Genomic DNA, 19,289 nt, shown 5'->3' with positions numbered 1-19,289 from the left:
CGCCACAGCGCTGTCTGTTTTCAATCCAATGGAGAATGCACATGCAGTTCACGACCAAACTCATTCCACTCGCTATCGCCATGGCATTTGCCACCAGCGCCAGCGCCCAGGACGTCGTCAAGATCGGCCACGTTGCGCCGATCTCGGGCGCCAGTGCGCACTTGGGCAAGGATAACGAGAACGGCGCCAAGATGGCCGTGGAAGAATTGAATGCCAAGGGCTTCATGATCAACGGCAAGAAGGTCAAGCTGGAACTGGTGCTGGAAGATGACGGCGCCGATCCCAAGCAGGGCACGGCCGTGGCGCAGAAGCTGGTCGACGCCAAGGTGCAGGGCGTGATCGGCCACCTCAATTCGGGCACCACCGTACCGGCCTCGCGGATTTACCATAACGCGGGCATTCCCCAGATCTCCCCGTCCTCCACGATTCCCGAGTACACCAAGCAAGGCTTCAAGTCGGCCTTCCGCGTGGTCGCCAACGACAACAAGCTCGGCGGCACCCTGGGCCGCTACGCGGTCGATACCCTGAAGGCCACCAATATTGCCGTCATCGATGACCGCTCGGCCTACGGCCAGGGTGTGGCCACCGAGTTCCTCAAGGGCGCCAAGGAAAAAAATCCTGCGATCAAGGTCGTCGGCAAGGAATTCACCAGTGCCACCGCCACCGACTTTACCGCCATCCTGACCTCGCTCAAGGGCAAGAAGCCGGACCTGATTTTCTTCGGCGGCATGGATGCGGTCGGCGGACCGATGCTCAAGCAAATGAAGGCGCTGGGCATCACCGCCAAATTCATGGGCGGCGACGGGATTTGCACCGAATCGCTGGTGCGCCTGGCTGGTGATGGCGTAGGCGAAGGCAATGTGACCTGCGCCGAAGCGGGCGGCGTGACCGGCGAGCAAGAAAAATCGATGGCCGACTTTGTGGCGCGCTACAAAAAACGCTTCAACAATGCCGACGTGCAGCTGTACTCGCCGTATGTGTACGACGCGGTGATGGTCATGGCGGCGGCGATGCAAAACGCCAAGTCGGCGGAGCCGGCCAAATACCTGCCTGAACTGCGCAAGATCAAGCACCAGGGCGTGACCGGCCTGATTCAGTTCGACGACAAGGGCGACATCAAGGATGGCGCGCTGACCATGTTCACCTTCAAGGGCGGCAAGAAGACCAAAATGTCGGTCATCAAGTAATCACGCGGGCTGCGGCGTAGGCCGCGGCCCGGCATAAAAAAACGCGCTGCAAGCGCGTTTTTTATTGAGAAAGCAGGGTTTATTTCTGGGCCAGGACCCATTTGATCAGCGTGTGCGCTTCGGCCTCGCTCACTTGCGGATTGGCTGGCATCGGTACCGCGCCCCAGGCGCCGGAACCACCCTTCAGGACTTTGCCCACCAGCTTGGTTTCAGCATCCTTCTGGCCGGCATACTTTGCCGCAACGTCCTTGTACGCAGGTCCGACCAGCTTGGTCGCCACAGCGTGGCACGCCATACAATTTTTTGCTTTTGCCAAATCGGCGTTTGCCATGGCGCTCGACGAAGCCAGCGCCGACAACACCGTGAACAACATCAGGGACCGTTTCATGTATTTCTCCAGGGTGAACAACTGAATGCAATTTTACCGCGTTTCCGCAATACGAATGGGCGGTGACACGTTCTATAACGGGTCAAGCCTGTGGATGGTTGACCCAGCTATTTGCCCAGCGACACGATTTTACTGCCCCTCGGGGGCAATTGTTTGTAAGATATGCGTATGAAAAGGAGTTTGCCATGCCACTGATACTATTAATTGCAGCGCTTGTGGGCCTGCGCTATTTCGAAGTCTGGCGGTTTGCCGAGTTGTCGTGGTGGTGGGTGATCGGTTTGATGTTCGCCGCCTTCATCTGGTTCGAGTTCGTCGAAAAGATTTTTGGCCTGGACAAGAAAAAAGCCCACAACGTGGATGAGGCACGGCGCAAGGCACGCGTGAAAGAAGCGTTTGAGAAGGCGAACAAGAAGTAAATGTATTGCGGCGTCGGCGGACGTGGCCTAGAAAACCGTCGCCCCCGCGCCAAGGCGGCCCTGTCTGGGCAAGTGATCGAAAACCGATGACCTAAAAACCGTCGCCCCCGCGCGGGGGTGACGGTTTTTGATGTGACGGTTCCGCGACCTGTCCTTGACTTACCCCGTCACAGCCCCCTTGCTGGCAGACGATGCCAAGGCCGCGAACTTGGCCAGCACCCCACGGGTATATCTCGGCGCCGGCTTGACCCAATTGGCGCGGCGGCGCGCAATCTCTTCATCGCTCACGTTCAGCTGGATAAGTTGCTGATGCGCATCGATGGTCACCGAATCGCCCTCTTCCACCAGCGCAATGGTGCCGCCATCGAAGGCTTCCGGCGCCACGTGCCCCACCACCATGCCCCAGGTCCCGCCCGAAAAACGGCCGTCGGTAATCAAGCCCACCGATTCGCCCAAGCCCTTGCCGATCAGCGCAGCGGTCGGCGCCAGCATTTCCGGCATGCCCGGACCACCCTTCGGTCCCAGGTAACGCATCACCAGCACGTCGCCCGCCTTGATGCCGTCCGCCAGGATCGCATCCATGGCCGTGTACTCGTCGTTGAACACGCGCGCCGGACCGGTGATCACTGGATTCTTCAGCCCGGTAATCTTGGCCACGCAGCCTTCCGGCGACAGATTGCCCTTGAGGATGGCCAGGTGCCCCTGCTGATACAGCGCCTTGTCGATGGTGCGGATAACATCCTGCTTCGGGTCCGGTACCGACGGGATCTCTGCCAGTTCTTCGGCCATCGTGCGGCCGGTGATCGTCATGCAGTCGCCGTGCAGCAGGCCGGCGTCGAGCAGCAGCTTGAGCACTTGCGGAATACCGCCCGCCTTGTGCAGGTCGGTCGCCACGTACTGCCCGGACGGCTTGAGGTTGCAGATGACCGGCACCTTCTGGCGCACGCGCTCGAAATCGTCGATGGTCCATTCGACTTCGGCCGCATGGGCAATCGCCAGGTAGTGCAGCACGGCGTTGGTCGAACCGCCGGTCGCCATGATCAGCGAGACGGCGTTCTCGATCGATTTGCGGGTGATGATGTCGCGCGGCTTCAAATCCTTTTTCACCGCTTCGACCAGCACGCGCGCCGATTCGGCGGCCGAGCCGACCTTTTCGTCGTCCGGATTGGCCATGGTCGACGAGTACAGCAAGCCCATCCCCAGCGCCTCGAACGAGGACGACATGGTGTTGGCCGTGTACATGCCGCCGCAGGAACCGGACGAGGGGCAGGCGTTGCGCTCGATGCCGTCGAAGTCTTCCTTCGACATGCGCCCGGCCGTGAATTCGCCCACCGCCTCGAAGGCCGAGACGATGGTCAGGTCCTTGCCCTTCCAGTTGCCCGGTTTGATGGTGCCGCCGTACACATAAATACCCGGCACATTGGTGCGCGCCAGGGCGATCATTCCGCCCGGCATGTTCTTGTCGCAGCCGCCGATCACGACCACGCCATCCATCCACTGGCCGTTGACGGCCGTTTCGATGCAGTCAGCGATGACTTCGCGCGAGATGAGCGAATATTTCATGCCTTCGGTGCCCATCGACATGCCGTCGGAAATGGTCGGCGTGCCGAACACCTGCGGATTGGCACCGGCGCCCTTGATGGTCGAAATGGCGATGTCGGCCAGCTTCTGCAGGCCCGAGTTGCATGGCGTGATGGTCGAGTGGCCGTTGGCGATGCCGATCATCGGCTTGTCGAAATCCTCGGTTTCATAGCCCATGGCGTAATACATCGAGCGGTTCGGGCTGCGCGAGACGCCTTCGGTGATGTTGCGGGAACGACGGTTGTAGCGTGGCTGGTCTGACATGGCTTCACTCCGGTGATGATCTGAGTTTGATCTGAGTTTGATCTGAGTTTGATCTGAGTTTGATCTGATAGCGGCAAGAATGCCTTGCCCCCGGGCGCGCGTCAAATATATCATTTGCATTGCTGTGAGTCGCAACACATATCACAACACCTTATTCACATGGAAAAGCATATCGATGAACCTGGAATTGCGCCAATTGCGCTATTTTGTCGCCGTCGCTGAAGAACTTCACTTCGGCAAGGCCGCGCTGCGCCTGCACATGACCCAGCCGCCGCTGTCGCAAACCATCCAGGGCCTCGAAGAATTGCTCGGCGCGCCGCTGTTCGCGCGCAGCCGCCGCGCCGTCGAGCTGACCCCGGCCGGCCAGGCCCTGCTGCCGGAAGCGCGCCGCATCCTGGCCGCCAGCGCCGCCTTGCCCGCGCTGGTGCGGCGCGCGGCCGGCGGCGAAGCGGGCCGGCTGTCGCTGGCGTTCGTGTCCTCGGCCGATTACAGCGTGCTGCCGCCCTTCCTGCGCAGCTACCGCGCGGCCTTTCCGCAAGTGCGCATCGCGCTGCAGGAAGCCACCTCGGACGTACAGATCGACGAGCTGCTGCATGGGCGCATCGATGCCGGCCTCCTGATCCCGCCGCTGCCGGACAAGGCGCGCCTGGAACTCGATTACCTCAAGGTGCTGACCGAGCCGCTGATCGCCGCCTTGCCGGCCGGCCTGGCGGGCACCGGCGGCGATGCGCCGGTATCGCTGGCGGAACTGGCGCCGCTGCCGCTGATTATCTTTCCGCGCCCGATCGCCCCGGCCCTGCACGATGCCATCCTGGCCTGCTTTCGCGCGGCCGGCGTCACCCCCGAGATCGGGCAGGAAGCGATCCAGATGCAAACCATCGTCAGCCTGGTGTCGGCCGGCATGGGGATGGCACTTGTGCCACAATCGGTGTCCAATCTGATGCGGCCCGGCGTAGAATACCGGGCCCTGCGCGACGCGGCGCCGCAGGTGGAAACCGGGCTGGCCTGGCGGCGCGACGCCGTCTCGCCCGTCTTGCAGGGTTTTTTGGATTTACTGAGGAAAAATACTGATGCTGACCCACCCGATGCCTGACCCCGTCGCCTTTTCGCTCGGCCCGCTGCACGTGCACTGGTACGGGCTGATGTATGTGCTGGCGTTCGCCATGTTCCTCGCGCTCGGGCGCGTGCGCATCAAGCAGCCCCACATCGCCGCGCGCGGCTGGAAAAAAGAAGACCTGGACGACATGCTGTTCTACGGCATGCTCGGGGTGATCATCGGCGGGCGCTTGGGCGAAGTGCTGTTTTACCAGCCGGCCCGCTTCATGGCCGATCCGGCGGCCATCTTCAAGATCTGGCAGGGCGGCATGTCCTTCCACGGCGGCTTCATCGGGGTGCTGGTGGCCATGGCGCTGTGGGCGCGCAAGGCCAAGCGCAATCTGCTCGACGCCTACGATTTCATCGCGCCGCTGGTGCCGCTCGGCTACGCGGCCGGACGCATGGGCAACTTCATCAACGCCGAACTGCCGGGCCGCGTGGCCGACGCCAGCCTGCCGTGGGCCATGCTGTGGCCCGGCGTGCAGGGTCCGCGCCATCCGTCGCCGCTGTACCAGATGATCGTCGATGGGCTGCTGGTATTCGTGCTGCTGTGGATCTATGCGCGCAAGGACCGGCCGCGGCTGGCGGTGGGCGCCATGTTCACCTTGCTGTACGGCTGCGCGCGCTTCTTCACGGAATATTTCCGCGTGCCGGACTGGCAGATCAGCGTGGCCGGCTTGCCGGTCACGTCGGGACAGATGCTGTCGCTGCCGATGATCATCGGCGGCGCGGCGATACTGGCCTGGGCTTACCGCCAGCGCGTCAGTGAAACGCCTTCCACAGCATATACGCAGCCAGCGCATACAGAATAGCGGCGAAGATGCGCTTTAACTGCCGCACCGGCATGCGGTGCGCGGCGCGCGCGCCCAGCGGCGCGAACACCACGCTGGCGGCGGCGATCACGGCCAGCGCGGGCACGTAGATATAGCCGAGCGAGTACGGCGGCAGGCCGGCCTGGTGCCAGCCGAACCAGATATTCGACAGGGTGCCCGACAGCGCGATCGGAAAGCCCAGCGCGGCGCTGGTGGCCACGGCGTTATGGATCTTGACGTTACACCAGGTCATGAACGGCACCGACATGAAGCCGCCGCCCGCCCCCACCACGCCCGAGACCACGCCGATGGCGCCGCCGGCGGCACACATGCCGGGCGCCCCGGGCAACTCGCGCGCTCCCGCCGGTTTGCCGCCGATCAGCAGCTGCGTGGCCGAGAACGCCACGAACAGGGCGAACACCAGCGCCAGCGCGGTGGTGTCGAGCTGCTTGCCCAGCCACGGACCGATCCAGGAGCCGAGCACGATGCCGGGCGTGAGCAGCTTGACGATCGGCCACAGCACGGCGCCATGCGCATGATGCGCGCGCACCGAGGACAGCGAGGTGAACATGATGGTGGCGAGCGAGGTGGCAATCGCCATGTGCACCACCACGTCCGGCGGGAAGTGCTTGGCGGTGAAGATCATGGTGATGAAGGGCACCAGCACCATGCCGCCGCCGATGCCCAGCAAGCCGGCCGCAAAGCCGCCGGCGGCGCCCATCGCCAGCAGGATCAGGATCAGGCTCCAGTCCATCGGCCTCCCGCTGGGATGGCCGTGATTGCAGTTACAGTCGTCATGCGCGCAGTCGGTAAAGCTTGCTGTTATGTAGCAAGCCACCCAGCGACTTGCTTTGGCAAGTATTCTACAGCGCAATGCCCGCAAGCATTGCCGCGCTACCGCCTCAGGCGCCCAGCGGATGCGGTGCGCCCAGCGCCACGCGCGGCTGCGGCGCCCTGGCGCGGCGCGGCGCCGCAGCGGCGGCCGTCGCGCGGCCGAGTTTGAAGACGCTGACCACGCCCACCAGATTGGCCGACTGCTGCTGCAGCGAGGCGGCAGCGGCAGCGGCTTCCTCGACCAGCGCCGCGTTCTGCTGGGTGACGCTATCCATCTCGCTGATGGCCTGGTTGATCTGCTCGATGCCGGCTTCCTGCTCGGCGCTGGCGCAGCTGATCTCGGCCATGATGTCGGTCACGCGCTGCACGCTGGCGACGATCTCGGTCATGGTGCTGCCGGCCTCGCCCACCAGTTTCGCGCCGAAATCGACCTTGTCGACCGAGTCGCCGATCAGGACCTTGATTTCCTTGGCCGCCGCCGCCGAGCGCTGCGCCAGGTTGCGCACTTCCGACGCGACCACGGCAAAGCCGCGGCCCTGCTCGCCGGCCCTGGCCGCTTCCACCGCCGCGTTCAGGGCCAGGATATTGGTCTGGAACGCGATGCCGTCGATCACCGAGATGATGTCGACAATTTTGCGCGAGGCGTCGTTAATGCCGCTCATGGTCTCGACCACCCGCGCCACCACGGCGCCGCCCTTGTGCGCCACCTTTGATGCCGACGCCGCCAGCACATTGGCCTGGCGCGCATTCTCGGCATTCTGGCGCGTGGTCGAGGTCATCTCTTCCAGCGAGGAAGCGGTTTCTTCCAGCGCACTGGCTTGCTGCTCGGTGCGCGACGACAGGTCCAGGTTGCCGCTGGCGATTTCGCCGGAGGCGGTGGCAATGCTGTCGGTGCCGGTGCGCACCTGGCCGACGATGTTGGCCAGGCTATCGTTCATGTCTTTCAGCGCCAGCATCAGGCGCCCCGTTTCATCGCCGTCATGGCCTTCGATGGTACCGGTCAGGTCGCCTGCCGCCACCGCCTGCGCCACCAGCACGGCGGCATTCACCGGGACGGTGATGGAACGCGTCACGCGCCAGGCCAGCACGGCGCCGATCACCAGCGCCAGCGCGCTCAGGCCCAGCGTCAGGATGCGGGCCCGCTCGTAGCTGGCCTGCGCCGTCACCGCATCGGCGTCCACCTGCTGTTGCTGCTCCTCGATCTGGGCCGCCAGCGCATCCTGCCAGGCCTGGGTGGCGGGAGCCGCGCGGGCGGTCAGCAGCGCGGTCGCCTCGGCCTGCTGGTTGGCGCGCGCCAGGGCGATGAACTGGTTATTCAGCGGCCTGACGCTGTCTTGCAGCGCGCTCAGCTTGGCGATGAAGGCCTTGTCCGCGGCGCTGACGGCAAGTGCGGTGAAGCTGCGGCAGGCGGCATCGTAAGCGTCGCGCGCCTTGACGATCTTGGCCGATTCGCGCTCCATCGTGGCCTCGTCGTCGAGCAAGGCCAGGGTGCGCGCGACGCGGGCGACGACGTGCACCGATTCCGCCATCCGGTGCAGCTGCTCCATGCGCAGCATGCTGCCTTGTACGATGCCCTGCAGGCTCGCCTGCACGCTGCCGAGGGAGTTGAGCGCGATGACGGCCAGCGCCAGCGTCATGGCGAGCAAGACCGCGAAGCCGAAAGCGAGGCGGGTGCCGATCGTGTATTTTGTATGTTTCATTGGAAATCCTTGTGTAGTTTGGGAAGACGTCGCGCCACTCAGGCTGCGATGGCGTCGCTCAGGTTCAGTACATCGGCGCCCATCAGGCGCTCGGTGTCGATCAGGATCAGCAGGCGGGCGCCGATCACGCCCAGCCCGGACACATAATCGGCACGGACATCGCGGCCGAGGGCGGGCGCCGGCTTGATCTGGCCCGGCTCCAGGGTGCTGACGTCGGACACGCTGTCGACCACCAGCCCCATGACGCGCGCGCCGATGTTCAGGATGATGACCACGGTGAACTGGTCGTAGCTCGGTAGCGCATTGCCGAATTTGATGCGCAGGTCGACAATCGGCACGATGATGCCGCGCAGATGGACGACGCCCTTGATATGCATGGGCGCGTTGGCGATGCAGGTGACGGCATCGTAGCCGCGCAATTCCTGGACCTTCTGGATATCGATGCCGTATTCTTCGGTACCGAGCGTAAAGACCAGGTATTCGGGCGCCGCGGCGGCGCCGGTACTGCGGATAAAGGTGGACATGCAATCGCTTTCGTTCTGTTACGCAAACCTTGCGTGAAAAAGAACCGGGCGTCGGGTGACAGGGATGCGGAGAATGGCGCGCTGACACGGTGGACGAACGGTCGTCGAGCGGCGGAGCGGGGCCGGGAAATGCTGCGTCGGCTGCCGGAAGGGGGCAGCCTGGAAAGGCATCCGATGCCATGCCTGCAACGGGGAGGGGTCGCGGGGCGGTCAGCGCGGGCGCTGTGGGGGCATCGGAGAAAACAGGAACAAGCTTACTCTTGAGATTTCCAAGTGGCAATAGTTTTAATGAAAAACATACCTCCTGTTACTTATTTGCCTCATTTATTGGCACGTCCACCGATCAGGTTCAGCACTTCGGTCGCTTGCAGGATGTCGTCGGCGACATCGTTGAGCTTGCGCTGATGCGATCGGGCATGCTCGCGCAGGGCGCGGAAAGCGGTCTCGCGATCGGTCTTGTTGCGCTCCATCAAAATACCCACCGCCATGCCGACTTCACGCCCCTGCTGCAGCGCCAGGGTGAGCCGGCTTTCGCTGCCACGCAGTTCGCGCAGCTCGTCGGCGCGTGCCAGGCCCGCCTGCACGCTGGGAACGATGCGCGTGATATCGATCGGCTTGACCAGGTAGCCGACCGCGCCGCCGTCGATGGCCGCGCGCACGGTGGCCTGGTCATCCTCGGCCGACAGGAACATGACCGCGATGGCGCCGTACGCCTGCAGGTGTTGCGCCAGCTCGAGGCCCGACATGCCGGGCATGGACACGTCCAGCAGGGCCAGGTCGGGCGCGGGCGCGCCATGGGCCAGCAGTTCGAGCGCCATCGGTCCGCTGGTGGCAACGCGCACCTCGTAGCCGCCCAGGGTCAGCACGCGGTTGAGTATTCCCAGGATCAGGACATCGTCGTCGACCAGCAACAGGGAGCGCTTGAGGGCGCCGGCGGAAGGCAGGCTCATGGGCGGCTCGCACGTTCGATCTTGTCCAGCACCTCGGCGATCCGCTGCGCCGAGTAAGGTTTGACGACGAAGCCGGCGGCGCCGCCGCGGACCGCCGCCATCACGTTCTCGACCGCGCTGTGGGCGCTGACGATGACGCAGGCGCAGCCGGGACGGCGCTCGCGCGCCAGCGCCAGCACGTCGAGGCCGGAGAAGCCGGGCATGTCGATATCGAGGAAGGCCAGGCCGATGGCGGCGCCGCCGGTGCGGATCAGTTCGACCGCCTGGCGGCCGTCGGCGGCGTACACGAACTCGCGGTAGCCATGCTCCTTCAACACCATGCCCAGCAAGCTGCGCATGACGCCCTCGTCGTCGGCGATCATCACGGTCTTATTCTTCATCAATGCCTCCCGGTTCGCCGGCGCCGACCAGCAGGCGCCGCACTTCTTCGAGCTGCTGCAACTGTTCCAGCAAGGTGGCCGCGGCGCCGTGCTCGCCATCGAGCAAGGCGCGTTCCAGCGCGCCGGCCAGCTCGGTCACGTGCGGGTAGCCGAAACTGCCGGCGCTACCCTTGAGCATGTGCGCCAGCGCGGCCGCCTCGGCCGCCTCGCCGGCCGCGGCGTGGGCCGCGATGCGCTCCAGGCGGCTGGCCAGCCCGGCTTCGAAGCGGGCCCGGATTTCCACGAACACGGCCAGCTGCGCGGGCGACATGAGCGGGGCTGGCGGCAGCGCCGGCAGCAGTTGCGCCAGCAAGGCGCCCAGGGCCGTGAAATCGACCGGCTTGCCGACGCAATGCGAGCAGCCCGCCGCCAGGTAGCGCGCCACATCGGCGGTCATGATATTGGCGGTCAGCGCCACCACCGGAATCCCCACCCCGGCCGCGCGCAGCAATTCGGTCGCCGCCACCCCATCCATGAGCGGCATCTGGATATCCATCAAGACCAGGTCGAAGTTGCCGGCCAAGACCATCTCGACCGCCCGCACGCCGTTCTCGGCCATCTCGCAGCGGATGCCCAGGCGGTTCAGGAAGGCGCCGATCAGGGCCCGGTTGTCGGGCCCATCCTCGGCCAGCAGCACGCGCCCGTGCAAGGCCGGCGGCGCCACCGCCACCACCGGCGCGGGCGGCGCGCCGGGCGCGGGGCCGGCCAGCCAGGCCGTCCCGTCGCCGCTGCGCGCCAGGATGCCCACCTCGAACGCCGAGCCCTCGCCCGGCGCGCTGGAGACCTGCACCGTGCCCCCCCATGCGGGTCACCAGCTGCTGCACCAGATACAAGCCGAGCCCGGTGCCGCCATACTTGCGCGTCGTGTCCAGGCCGGCTTGCTGGAAGGGTTCGAACAGCCGGGCGCACTGTTCCGGCGACATGCCGATGCCGCTGTCGCGCACCCTGCATGCCAGCCGCGCCGGCGCCTGCTCGTACCACAAGTCCAGCTCCACGCAGCCCAGTTCGGTGAACTTGATGGCATTGCTGCACAGGTTAAACAAGATCTGCTTCCAGCGGGTCGGGTCGCCCACCACCTGGGCCGGAAACGGATAGTGCACCCGCACCCGAAAGCCGATGCCTTTGCTGTGCGCCTGGGCGCCCATCATGGACTCGATCTCGGTCACGGTCTGGACCGGCGCAAACGCCACCTGCTCCAGGCCGAGCCGGCCGGCCTCGATCTTGGCGATATCGAGGATATCGTTGATCACGCTGAGCAGATGGTGTCCATTGCGCAGGATCACCTGGCCGGCCTGGCCGCGCAGCGCCGGCTCGTCCGCCGTGCCCAGCAGTTCGGCAAAACCGATGATCGCCGTCAGCGGGGTGCGCACTTCATGGCTCATCATGGCCAGGAAATCGGACTTGGCGCGGTTGGCGGCGTCGGCCTTGTCCACCAGGTGGCGGGTCAGCGTGAAGTCGCGTTCGCGCCGCTGCAACAGGCGCAGCAGCACCATGGAGGCGCTCACCACCGCCAGGATGGCCAGCGCCGCGAGCACGATGCGGGCGGTATTGAATTCACGCCAGCGCGCCAGCATCAGCGATTCGGTGATGGTGAGGTTGACGATCAGCGGGTAATGCTGCACCAGGCGCGGCGCGCCCAGGCGCGTGACCGCCTCGCGGCCTTCCGTGAAGCGCGGCATCGAGCTCAGGATCACGCCCGAGCTCTGGCGCATCTGTTCGATCACCTGGTAGGAGGTGCCGCTCAGGTTGAGCTGGCCGATCAGGGAATCGATGTGGGGCCAGCGCGCCAGCAGGGTGAAGTCGCGCCGGTACAGCGAAATGCTGGCGCCCTCGCCGAGCGTGATGCGCTGGTAGAAGTCGCTCAGCGAGGTGCATGAAAAGCCGACCAGCACGATGGCGAGCAATTCACCCTGGGGACCATTCACCCGGCGGCTCAGGTAAAACGTCCACTGGCCGTTGCCCTTGTTGCGCACCGGCTTGCTGAAGTACAAGCCCTGTCCGGGATTGAGCAGATGCGCCTTGAAGTAATCGCGGTCGGCCAGGTTGATCGCGGGCGCCGGCCAGGAACGCGTGAAATTGACCACATCGCCATTGGCCGCGACGATGCTGACCACGTCGACCTGGGGCAGGCCGCGCGCCTTGTCGCGCATGCTCAGGAACTCGGCCTGGCCGCCCAGGCGCGCGCGCAGGCTGGCATCGCCGTCGACCCCGGCGGCCCGGACCGAATCGGCGACGCTATCGAGGACCAGGGAGGCCGACGTCACTTGCTGCCCGATGTGCTCGGCCAGCACCAGCGACAGATTGCTCAGTTGCTTGCGCCATTCGTTGATGGTCTGTTCGCGCGCTGTCCAGCTGGCCGCGCCTAGCGAGGCCAGGATGGCCGTGACCAGGAAACCGCCAAACAGCAAAGCGATATGGCTGGCGCGGAGTCGGTAGCGCGGACGCTCGCTGGTGTGGAGAGGCATGCAGACACGATAGCATCGGCGCCCCCCGCCTGGCACGTGGTGTTGCCTATAAGGTACAGTTTGCTAAGGCTGGCCGAGCAAGGCCTCGATGGCATGCCATTCGTGCGGCTCGACCGGCATCACCGACAGGCGGCTGCCCTTGGCCAGCAGGCGCATGCCGGCCAGCGCGGGCACGGTGCGCAGCTCTTTCAGGCTCAGCAGGGCGGTCTTGCGCAGCGCGCGCACGTCGACGCCGACCCAGCGCGGCTGCTCCGGCGTGGCCTTGGGATCATGATACGGGCTGGCGCGGTCGAACTGGGTGGCGTCCGGATAGGCCGGTGAGCACACCTGGACGATGCCGGCGATGCCCGGTTCGGCGCAGCTGGAATGGTAGAACAGGACCAGGTCGCCTTCGCGCATGGCGTCGCGCATGAAATTACGCGCCTGGTAATTGCGCACGCCAAACCAGGCCAGCGTGCGCTGCGGCGCGGCCAGCACATCGTCGATACTCACTTCGTCCGGTTCGGACTTCATCAGCCAATAAGCCATGCGGGATGCTCCGTTGGCGCCGCGCGGCCGCCGCAAAGACAACACGCGCAAAGCGCGCGCCCATAAAAAAACGGTTGCGCACCGAATGCTTGCAACCGCTCGTGAAAATCAGCACCCCGCCTGTGCCGTTCTTGCCGGCATCCCGAACCTAATGGTTCAAGGTGGTCGCAGTTAGTCCAATTTCGGGTTCGTCGAACAAGCGACGCTCACTCCCATCGAACAAAATCCCGCAACCGGTGCACATAAATGGTTCAAGGAATATATGGCAATCGCGAACACCGCAGGGTGAGACGCAGTTTACTCCGATGTGCCGTCATGTCAAACGAAATTAGCCTCAGAACAGATTTTCCTGGGGGGTCAGGGCGTTATCGAGCACCGTGTGCATGTCGCCGAGCTTCTGCTTGACTTCCAGGATCGTCATTTCGGACAGCGGCCCCTGGGGCGTTTTCACCGACAGGAATTCGGCGGCAACGCTGAGCGCGGCCATGACGGCGATGCGGTCGTTTCCCTTGACCTTGCCCGAATCGCGCAAGGCGCACATTTTCCCGTCGAGATAGCTCACCGCTTCCTGCAAGGTGCGTTCCTCGCCCTCTTGGCAGACGAGGCGGTAGGCGCTGCCCATGAGCGTGACATTCAGCTGGATCATTGCGCGACCTCATCATGTTTTTCAGGCGCGACGGCCGGGGCGTTCGGATCGGGCATTTGCGAGAGCAAGGTTTCGACGCGGCGCTGCACTTCGTGCATGCGCCCCACGCATTCCTCGTTTTCGGCGCACAGCGCCGCGTTCGACTGGCGCAGTTGCACATTCGCCTGGCGCAGCTGGGCGTTCTCGCTGCGAAGTGAGAGGGTCAACGCGGCAAGCCGGTCGATTTTTTCGGATAGTTCGTCGAATTCAGAAATCATCCCGTAACTATAGGGGTGCGAAGGAAAGTCCGTCAACCGAATCAGTAAGAGGGGTAGACGATTGATGTAAGGGGATGTAAGAGCGCCCGGCGCACGGCGCCGCCTGCGCCAGCGCCGATCGCACCCGCATCCGCCCTTGAGAACGATCCGGTTTCGGGCTGCGCGGCGTGCCCGCGGTTTGCGCCAGATCAAGCTCATCTATTAAATAGTCAACGGGACGCCTTGAAAAACACCTTGACCGTCCCTATAATTAGCACTCGTTAGTAGAGAGTGCTAACAACTCTTTCTAGTCTCTGCGGCAACACCGCGAGGCATGTTGAAACACCGGGAACGCCCAGGGCGGTCCTGACCAATAGCTACTAAACCACTGAATATTAAGGAGTTTTGCATGAACCTTCGCCCATTGCACGATCGCGTTATCGTCAAGCGTCTCGACCAGGAAACCAAAACTGCGTCCGGCCTCATCATTCCTGACGCAGCTGCCGAAAAACCGGATCAAGGCGAAATCTTGGCTGTAGGCAACGGTAAAGTCCAGGACGACGGCAAAGTACGCGCGCTGGAAGTGAAAGTCGGCGACCGCGTCCTGTTCGGCAAATACTCCGGCCAAACCGTCAAGGTCGACGGCGAAGAGCTGCTGGTGATGCGTGAAGAAGACATCATGGCCGTCCTGGTCAAGTGATCGATCCGGGTCGGGAATCGTTCCTGATCCGCGCACGTCCTTTCCTTAAGAATTCCTCGCGATAGTTATCTACGCATAACGGAGAAAATAAACATGGCAGCTAAAGATGTAGTATTCGGCGACGCAGCGCGCGCCAAAATGGTTGAAGGCGTCAATATCCTCGCCAACGCAGTCAAAGTCACCCTGGGCCCGAAAGGCCGCAACGTGGTGCTCGAGCGCTCGTTCGGCGCGCCGACCGTCACCAAGGATGGTGTGTCGGTTGCCAAGGAAATCGAACTCAAAGACAAGCTCATGAACATGGGCGCGCAAATGGTCAAGGAAGTTGCTTCCCGCACCAGCGACAACGCCGGCGACGGCACCACCACCGCGACCGTGCTGGCACAAGCCATCGTGCGCGAAGGCATGAAGTTCGTTGCCGCCGGCATGAACCCAATGGATCTGAAGCGCGGCATCGACAAGGCAGTTGCTGCCACCGTCGAAGAGCTGGCCAAGATCGCCAAGCCATGCACCACCACCAAGGAAATCGCCCAGGTCGGCGCCATTTCCGCCAACTCGGACTATTCGATCGGCGAGCGCATCGCTGAAGCGATGGAAAAAGTCGGCAAGGAAGGCGTCATCACCGTTGAAGACGGCAAATCCCTGAACGACGAACTCGACATCGTCGAAGGCATGCAGTTCGACCGCGGCTACCTGTCGCCTTACTTCATCAACAACCCGGACAAGCAAGTTGCCATCCAGGATAGCCCGTTCGTCCTGCTGTGCGACAAGAAGATCTCGAACATCCGCGATCTGCTGCCGATCCTGGAACAAGTCGCCAAAGCCGGCCGTCCGCTGCTGATCATCGCGGAAGACATCGAAGGCGAAGCGCTGGCCACCCTGGTTGTGAACAACATCCGCGGCATCCTGAAAACCTGCGCAGTCAAAGCCCCAGGCTTCGGCGACCGCCGCAAGGCCATGCTGGAAGACATCGCTGTCCTGACCGGCGGCCAGGTCATCGCTGAAGAAGTCGGCCTGACCCTGGAAAAGGTCACCCTGGCAGAGCTGGGCCAAGCCAAGCGCGTTGAAGTGGGCAAGGAAAACACCATCATCATCGACGGTGCCGGCCAGGCAGAAGCGATCGAAGCGCGCGTCAAGCAAGTGCGCGTCCAGATCGAAGAAGCGACTTCCGACTACGACCGTGAAAAACTGCAAGAGCGCGTTGCCAAGCTGGCAGGCGGCGTTGCAGTGATCAAGGTTGGCGCAGCCACCGAAGTCGAAATGAAAGAAAAGAAAGCCCGCGTTGAAGATGCACTGCACGCTACCCGCGCTGCCGTGGAAGAAGGCATCGTTCCTGGCGGCGGCGTTGCCCTGCTGCGCGCACGTGCCAACATCAAGGTCAAAGGCGACAATCCTGACCAGGACGCCGGTATCAAGATCGTCCTGCGCGCCATGGAAGAGCCACTGCGCATGATCGTTCAAAACGCTGGCGAAGAATCGTCGGTCGTGGTTGCAGCAGTGTTGGCCGGCAGCGGCAACTACGGCTACAACGCAGCGAACGGCACCTACGGCGACATGGTCGAAATGGGTGTTCTGGATCCAGCCAAAGTCACCCGTTCGGCACTGCAAAACGCAGCATCGATCGCTGGCCTGATGCTGACCACCGACGCCATGGTCTGCGAACTGGCGGAAGACAAGCCAGCTGGCGGCATGGGCGGCATGGGTGGTATGGGCGGCATGGGCGGCATGGACGGCATGATGTAATTGCCTGATACGCCGGAGCGCGGCTGGTCCGCCTCCGCTGGCATCGAACAGCCTGCAAGGTTTGCGCCTTGCAGGCTTTTTTCATGGCTGACGTTTTCTCCGCAAAAAAGCCCGTACGGTCCTCGCCGTGCGGGCTTTTTACATTCGCGGCAAGCTTGCCCGCAACGTCACGGGGGTGGCGTTCGTTGTAGTCAAACTGAAACTAACTTTACCAAAAGTACCATTTATTGCCAAACTGCTGGTTTTTGGCATGGGCCCATGTTAAATGTATTCACAGGGAATTTATCCACATACATATCAATCACCCTTGGGAACGACAGCCATGCGTAACAACACCCCCGTAACGAATGTCGAGTACATCCTCCGCGATAGCGAAACGATTGTTTCCAAAACCGATTTGCAGGGCAATATCACCTACGTGAATCTCGATTTCATCCGTATCAGCGGTTTCAGCGAAGCCGAACTGATCGGATCGCCGCAAAACCTGGTCCGCCACCCGGACATGCCGGCCGCGGCGTTTGCCGATTTCTGGCGCACTATCCGCAGCGGCAAGGCATGGACTGGCCTGGTCAAGAACCGCTGCAAGAACGGTGACCACTATTGGGTGGAAGCGACCGCGGCGCCGGTGATCGAGCAAGGCCGCATCGTGGGTTTCACCTCGATTCGCGTCAAGCCCAGCCGTGCACACGTGAGCGCCGCCGAGCAAGCCTACCGGGCGCTCAACGATGGCCGCGGCGGGCTCGAGGTGCGCGCCGGGGCCGTGCTGCGCCGCTCGGCGCTGCACCGCCTGAACCTGTTCGCCACCCTGTCGCTGGGTGCGCGCATCGGCGCCTCGAGCTTGCTGGTGGCGCTGCTGTTCATCGTGAGCCAGTGCGCGGACGGCGGCGCGGCGCGGCTGACGGCAGCGGCACTGGGACTGTGCGTCAGCTTGCTGTCGGGATTGTTGCTGTATCGCGCCGTCGTACCTCCCCTGCGGCGCGCCAGGAGCGATATCGCGCGCATGAGCGCCGGCGACCTGACGGGCCGCATCCATGCCGGCGGCAACGACGAACTCGCCCACGTGCTCGGCGCGCTCGGGGTACTGCAGACCAATGTCAGGCTGCTGGTCGGCCAGATCAAGGAAGTGACCGGCGTCGTCAGCCATGGCGCCGGCGACATCGCGGCAGGCAATGCCGACCTGTCGGCGCGCACCGAAGCCCAGGCCAGCTCGCTCGAAGAAACGGCGTCGTCGATGGAAGAAATCAGCAGCACGGTAAAACAGAATGCGGACAATGCGCGCCAGGCGAACCTGCTGGCCACGGCCGCCGCCGCCACTGCCGTCCAGGGCGGGCACGCCGTCGCCCAGGTCGTTGGCACCATGGGATCGATACGGGACAGTTCGCGCAAGATCGTCGACATCATCAGCGTCATCGACAGCATTGCATTCCAGACCAACATCCTGGCGCTGAACGCGGCGGTGGAGGCGGCGCGCGCCGGCGAGCAGGGTCGCGGCTTCGCGGTGGTGGCCAGCGAAGTGCGCGTCCTGGCGCAACGCTCGGCCGCGGCCGCCAAGGAAATCAAGGCCTTGATCAATGACTCGGTCGACAAAGTCGATGCGGGCAGCGCGCTGGTCGACAGTGCGGGAAAGACCATGGACCAGATCGTGACATCGGTCAAGCAGGTGGCAGGCATCGTCAACGACATCAGTCTGGCCAGCCGCGAGCAAAGCGAGGGCATCGACCAGGTCACCCAAGCCGTGTCGCAGATGGATGAAATCACTCAGAGGAACGCCGCAGTCGTGGAAGAGGCCGCTGCAGCGGCCGCGCAAATGCAGGAACAGGCACTCAAGCTGACGCGGCTGGTCGATGCCTTCAGGCTGGTGTCCGATGCCGCGCCAGGCCGGGAAACGCGGTATCTGGCCCGTCCCGCCGCGCCGCGCCGGGCGCTCTCATAGGCGCTCCGGAACGTGCCGCGCGCCCTGGCGTTACAGGCGGTATGACGCCGGTATCGTCAGTGTCCGGCTGCGCCTCTCGGTCCCACCAGTTGCACTTCGACCCGGTTGTTACGGGCGCGCCCTTCGCGCGTGTCGTTGCCGGCGGCCGGCAGGCGCTTGGCCTTGCCTTCGGTGTAGATGCGGATGCGCTCGAATCCTTTGTCGGCCAGATATTTTTTTACCGCTTCGGCGCGCTGGACCGACAGCGTCTGCGCCTTGGCGTCGCTCGGCAGTTCATCGGTATGGCCGATGGCCATGATCAGCTCGGGATCAAGCTCGCCGCTCTTGCTGATGACCTGATCGAGGATCGATACCGCATCGGCCGACAGGCGCGCGCTGCCGCTGTCGAAGAACACCTCGGTGGCGAACTGGATCCTGGCCGGGTCGGCGTGGACCATGGCCGGCAGCGCGCATGCCAGGCAAACGGACAGCGCGGTCAGGATGTGTCGCATGGGGGGAGATTTCCGTGATGAAGTAGGAACACTGACTGTAGCGCAATCTTGCATTATTAACAAGCGAGACCTCCCGTACCGCTGCCGCGATCGCGCTACACTGCTGCACGCGGCGTCGATCCCGATGCCCCTTGCACGGAGAAGCCATGCCCGACAATGATCCGCAACTCGCATTCTGGTTCGATTTCGGCAGCAATTACAGCTACCTGAGCACCATGCGCATCGAGGCGCTGGCGGCCGCCCAGGGCGTGCGCGTGCTGTGGAAGCCGTTTCTGCTGGGGCCGGTATTCAAGTCCTTCGGCTGGAACACCTCGCCCTTCGTGCTGCAAAAGGAAAAAGGCGCCTACGTGTGGCGCGACATGCAGCGCCAGTGCGATAAA

At 63.7% G+C, this 19,289-nt stretch carries 20 protein-coding genes, 1 other RNA gene and 1 pseudogene; 8 read left to right on the top strand and 14 right to left on the bottom strand.

The window, feature by feature from the left end; genetic code table 11:
* Positions 1 to 41: 41 nt before the first annotated feature.
* Entirely contained in the window at positions 42 to 1,187 is a 1,146-nt protein-coding gene (locus PO883_RS29015; RefSeq protein WP_167085876.1) for a branched-chain amino acid ABC transporter substrate-binding protein, read from the top strand.
* 79 nt (positions 1,188 to 1,266) lie between these two features.
* Here PO883_RS29015 and PO883_RS29010 read toward each other — a convergent pair whose 3' ends face one another.
* On the bottom strand, positions 1,267 to 1,575 hold the full coding sequence (locus tag PO883_RS29010; protein WP_289312867.1) for a c-type cytochrome: 309 nt from the start codon (positions 1,573 to 1,575) through the stop codon (positions 1,267 to 1,269).
* A 185-nt stretch (positions 1,576 to 1,760) separates the two neighbouring features.
* Between PO883_RS29010 and PO883_RS29005 the strand changes: the two genes are divergently transcribed.
* The gene (locus tag PO883_RS29005; protein WP_167085875.1) at positions 1,761 to 1,991 is read left to right on the top strand and encodes a TIGR04438 family Trp-rich protein; all 231 of its coding nucleotides are present in this window, start codon (positions 1,761 to 1,763) and stop codon (positions 1,989 to 1,991) included.
* A 159-nt stretch (positions 1,992 to 2,150) separates the two neighbouring features.
* On the opposite strand, the gene ilvD is transcribed toward PO883_RS29005, so the two are convergent.
* Positions 2,151 to 3,836: a dihydroxy-acid dehydratase gene (gene ilvD, locus PO883_RS29000; protein ID WP_289312856.1), complete on the bottom strand. Its 1,686-nt coding sequence runs from the start codon at positions 3,834 to 3,836 to the stop codon at positions 2,151 to 2,153.
* A gap of 175 nt (positions 3,837 to 4,011) precedes the next feature.
* On the opposite strand from ilvD, the gene PO883_RS28995 reads away from it, so the two are divergent.
* Both PO883_RS28995 and lgt read left to right on the top strand, forming a co-directional pair.
* Positions 4,012 to 4,929, top strand: a complete 918-nt coding sequence (locus tag PO883_RS28995) for a LysR substrate-binding domain-containing protein (protein WP_167085873.1) — start codon at positions 4,012 to 4,014, stop codon at positions 4,927 to 4,929.
* Positions 4,907 to 5,743 (top strand): prolipoprotein diacylglyceryl transferase, encoded by an 837-nt coding sequence (lgt, locus tag PO883_RS28990; RefSeq protein ID WP_289312855.1) that lies wholly within the window; start codon positions 4,907 to 4,909, stop codon positions 5,741 to 5,743. Before PO883_RS28995 ends, lgt begins: the two co-directional genes overlap by 23 nt.
* Here lgt and PO883_RS28985 read toward each other — a convergent pair.
* The 11 genes and pseudogenes from PO883_RS28985 to zapB all read right to left on the bottom strand — a co-directional run bounded on the left by PO883_RS28985 (position 5,694) and on the right by zapB (position 14,066).
* Positions 5,694 to 6,497 (bottom strand): sulfite exporter TauE/SafE family protein, encoded by an 804-nt coding sequence (locus PO883_RS28985; RefSeq protein WP_289312854.1) that lies wholly within the window; start codon positions 6,495 to 6,497, stop codon positions 5,694 to 5,696. The genes lgt and PO883_RS28985 overlap by 50 nt on opposite strands.
* Positions 6,498 to 6,645: 148 nt before the next feature.
* Complete coding sequence (locus PO883_RS28980) at positions 6,646 to 8,277, bottom strand: methyl-accepting chemotaxis protein (protein ID WP_289312853.1); 1,632 nt, start codon at positions 8,275 to 8,277, stop codon at positions 6,646 to 6,648.
* Positions 8,278 to 8,315: 38 nt separating this feature from the next.
* Positions 8,316 to 8,801 carry a chemotaxis protein CheW gene (locus PO883_RS28975; protein ID WP_289312852.1) on the bottom strand — a complete coding sequence of 162 codons (486 nt, stop codon included), beginning with the start codon at positions 8,799 to 8,801 and terminating at the stop codon, positions 8,316 to 8,318.
* Positions 8,802 to 9,121: 320 nt separating this feature from the next.
* On the bottom strand, positions 9,122 to 9,751 hold the full coding sequence (locus PO883_RS28970) for an ANTAR domain-containing response regulator (protein WP_289312851.1): 630 nt from the start codon (positions 9,749 to 9,751) through the stop codon (positions 9,122 to 9,124).
* On the bottom strand, positions 9,748 to 10,131 hold the full coding sequence (locus PO883_RS28965; protein WP_289312850.1) for a response regulator: 384 nt from the start codon (positions 10,129 to 10,131) through the stop codon (positions 9,748 to 9,750). Before PO883_RS28965 ends, PO883_RS28970 begins: the two co-directional genes overlap by 4 nt.
* On the bottom strand, positions 10,121 to 10,807 hold the full coding sequence (locus tag PO883_RS35255) for a response regulator (protein ID WP_373890113.1): 687 nt from the start codon (positions 10,805 to 10,807) through the stop codon (positions 10,121 to 10,123). The genes PO883_RS28965 and PO883_RS35255 overlap by 11 nt, the downstream gene beginning before the upstream one ends.
* 166 nt (positions 10,808 to 10,973) lie before the next feature.
* Positions 10,974 to 11,663, bottom strand: a pseudogene (locus PO883_RS35250) (sensor histidine kinase); the annotation flags it as partial.
* 1,035 nt (positions 11,664 to 12,698) lie between these two features.
* On the bottom strand, positions 12,699 to 13,163 hold the full coding sequence (locus tag PO883_RS28950) for an EVE domain-containing protein (protein WP_289312847.1): 465 nt from the start codon (positions 13,161 to 13,163) through the stop codon (positions 12,699 to 12,701).
* 109 nt (positions 13,164 to 13,272) lie between these two features.
* Positions 13,273 to 13,453: non-coding RNA, 6S RNA (gene ssrS / locus PO883_RS28945), on the bottom strand.
* Positions 13,454 to 13,497: 44 nt separating this feature from the next.
* Positions 13,498 to 13,809 (bottom strand): cell division protein ZapA, encoded by a 312-nt coding sequence (locus PO883_RS28940; protein WP_167085868.1) that lies wholly within the window; start codon positions 13,807 to 13,809, stop codon positions 13,498 to 13,500.
* Positions 13,806 to 14,066 carry a cell division protein ZapB gene (gene zapB / locus PO883_RS28935; RefSeq protein WP_289312846.1) on the bottom strand — a complete coding sequence of 87 codons (261 nt, stop codon included), beginning with the start codon at positions 14,064 to 14,066 and terminating at the stop codon, positions 13,806 to 13,808. The genes PO883_RS28940 and zapB overlap by 4 nt, the downstream gene beginning before the upstream one ends.
* Before the next feature lie 388 nt (positions 14,067 to 14,454).
* Here zapB and groES point away from each other — a divergent pair, with 388 nt between their 5' ends.
* The 3 genes from groES to PO883_RS28920 all read left to right on the top strand — a co-directional run bounded on the left by groES (position 14,455) and on the right by PO883_RS28920 (position 18,418).
* Positions 14,455 to 14,745, top strand: a complete 291-nt coding sequence (gene groES / locus PO883_RS28930) for a co-chaperone GroES (protein WP_054264305.1) — start codon at positions 14,455 to 14,457, stop codon at positions 14,743 to 14,745.
* Positions 14,746 to 14,838: 93 nt separating this feature from the next.
* Complete coding sequence (groL, locus tag PO883_RS28925) at positions 14,839 to 16,485, top strand: chaperonin GroEL (RefSeq protein ID WP_233293057.1); 1,647 nt, start codon at positions 14,839 to 14,841, stop codon at positions 16,483 to 16,485.
* A gap of 322 nt (positions 16,486 to 16,807) precedes the next feature.
* The gene (locus PO883_RS28920) at positions 16,808 to 18,418 is read left to right on the top strand and encodes a PAS domain-containing methyl-accepting chemotaxis protein (RefSeq protein WP_289312845.1); all 1,611 of its coding nucleotides are present in this window, start codon (positions 16,808 to 16,810) and stop codon (positions 18,416 to 18,418) included.
* A gap of 56 nt (positions 18,419 to 18,474) precedes the next feature.
* On the opposite strand, the gene PO883_RS28915 is transcribed toward PO883_RS28920, so the two are convergent.
* The gene (locus PO883_RS28915) at positions 18,475 to 18,909 is read right to left on the bottom strand and encodes an OmpA family protein (RefSeq protein ID WP_289312844.1); all 435 of its coding nucleotides are present in this window, start codon (positions 18,907 to 18,909) and stop codon (positions 18,475 to 18,477) included.
* 146 nt (positions 18,910 to 19,055) lie between these two features.
* Here PO883_RS28915 and PO883_RS28910 point away from each other — a divergent pair.
* Positions 19,056 to 19,289 (top strand): DsbA family protein (locus tag PO883_RS28910; protein WP_289312843.1); only part of this gene is annotated, 234 nt, incomplete at its 3' end.

The organism is Massilia sp. DJPM01 (genome assembly GCF_030348125.1).
GTDB lineage: Bacteria > Pseudomonadota > Gammaproteobacteria > Burkholderiales > Burkholderiaceae_D > Telluria_A > Telluria_A frigida.
Note: the sequence above shows the minus strand (reverse complement) of the source record. Positions and strands in the feature narration are given on the sequence as shown.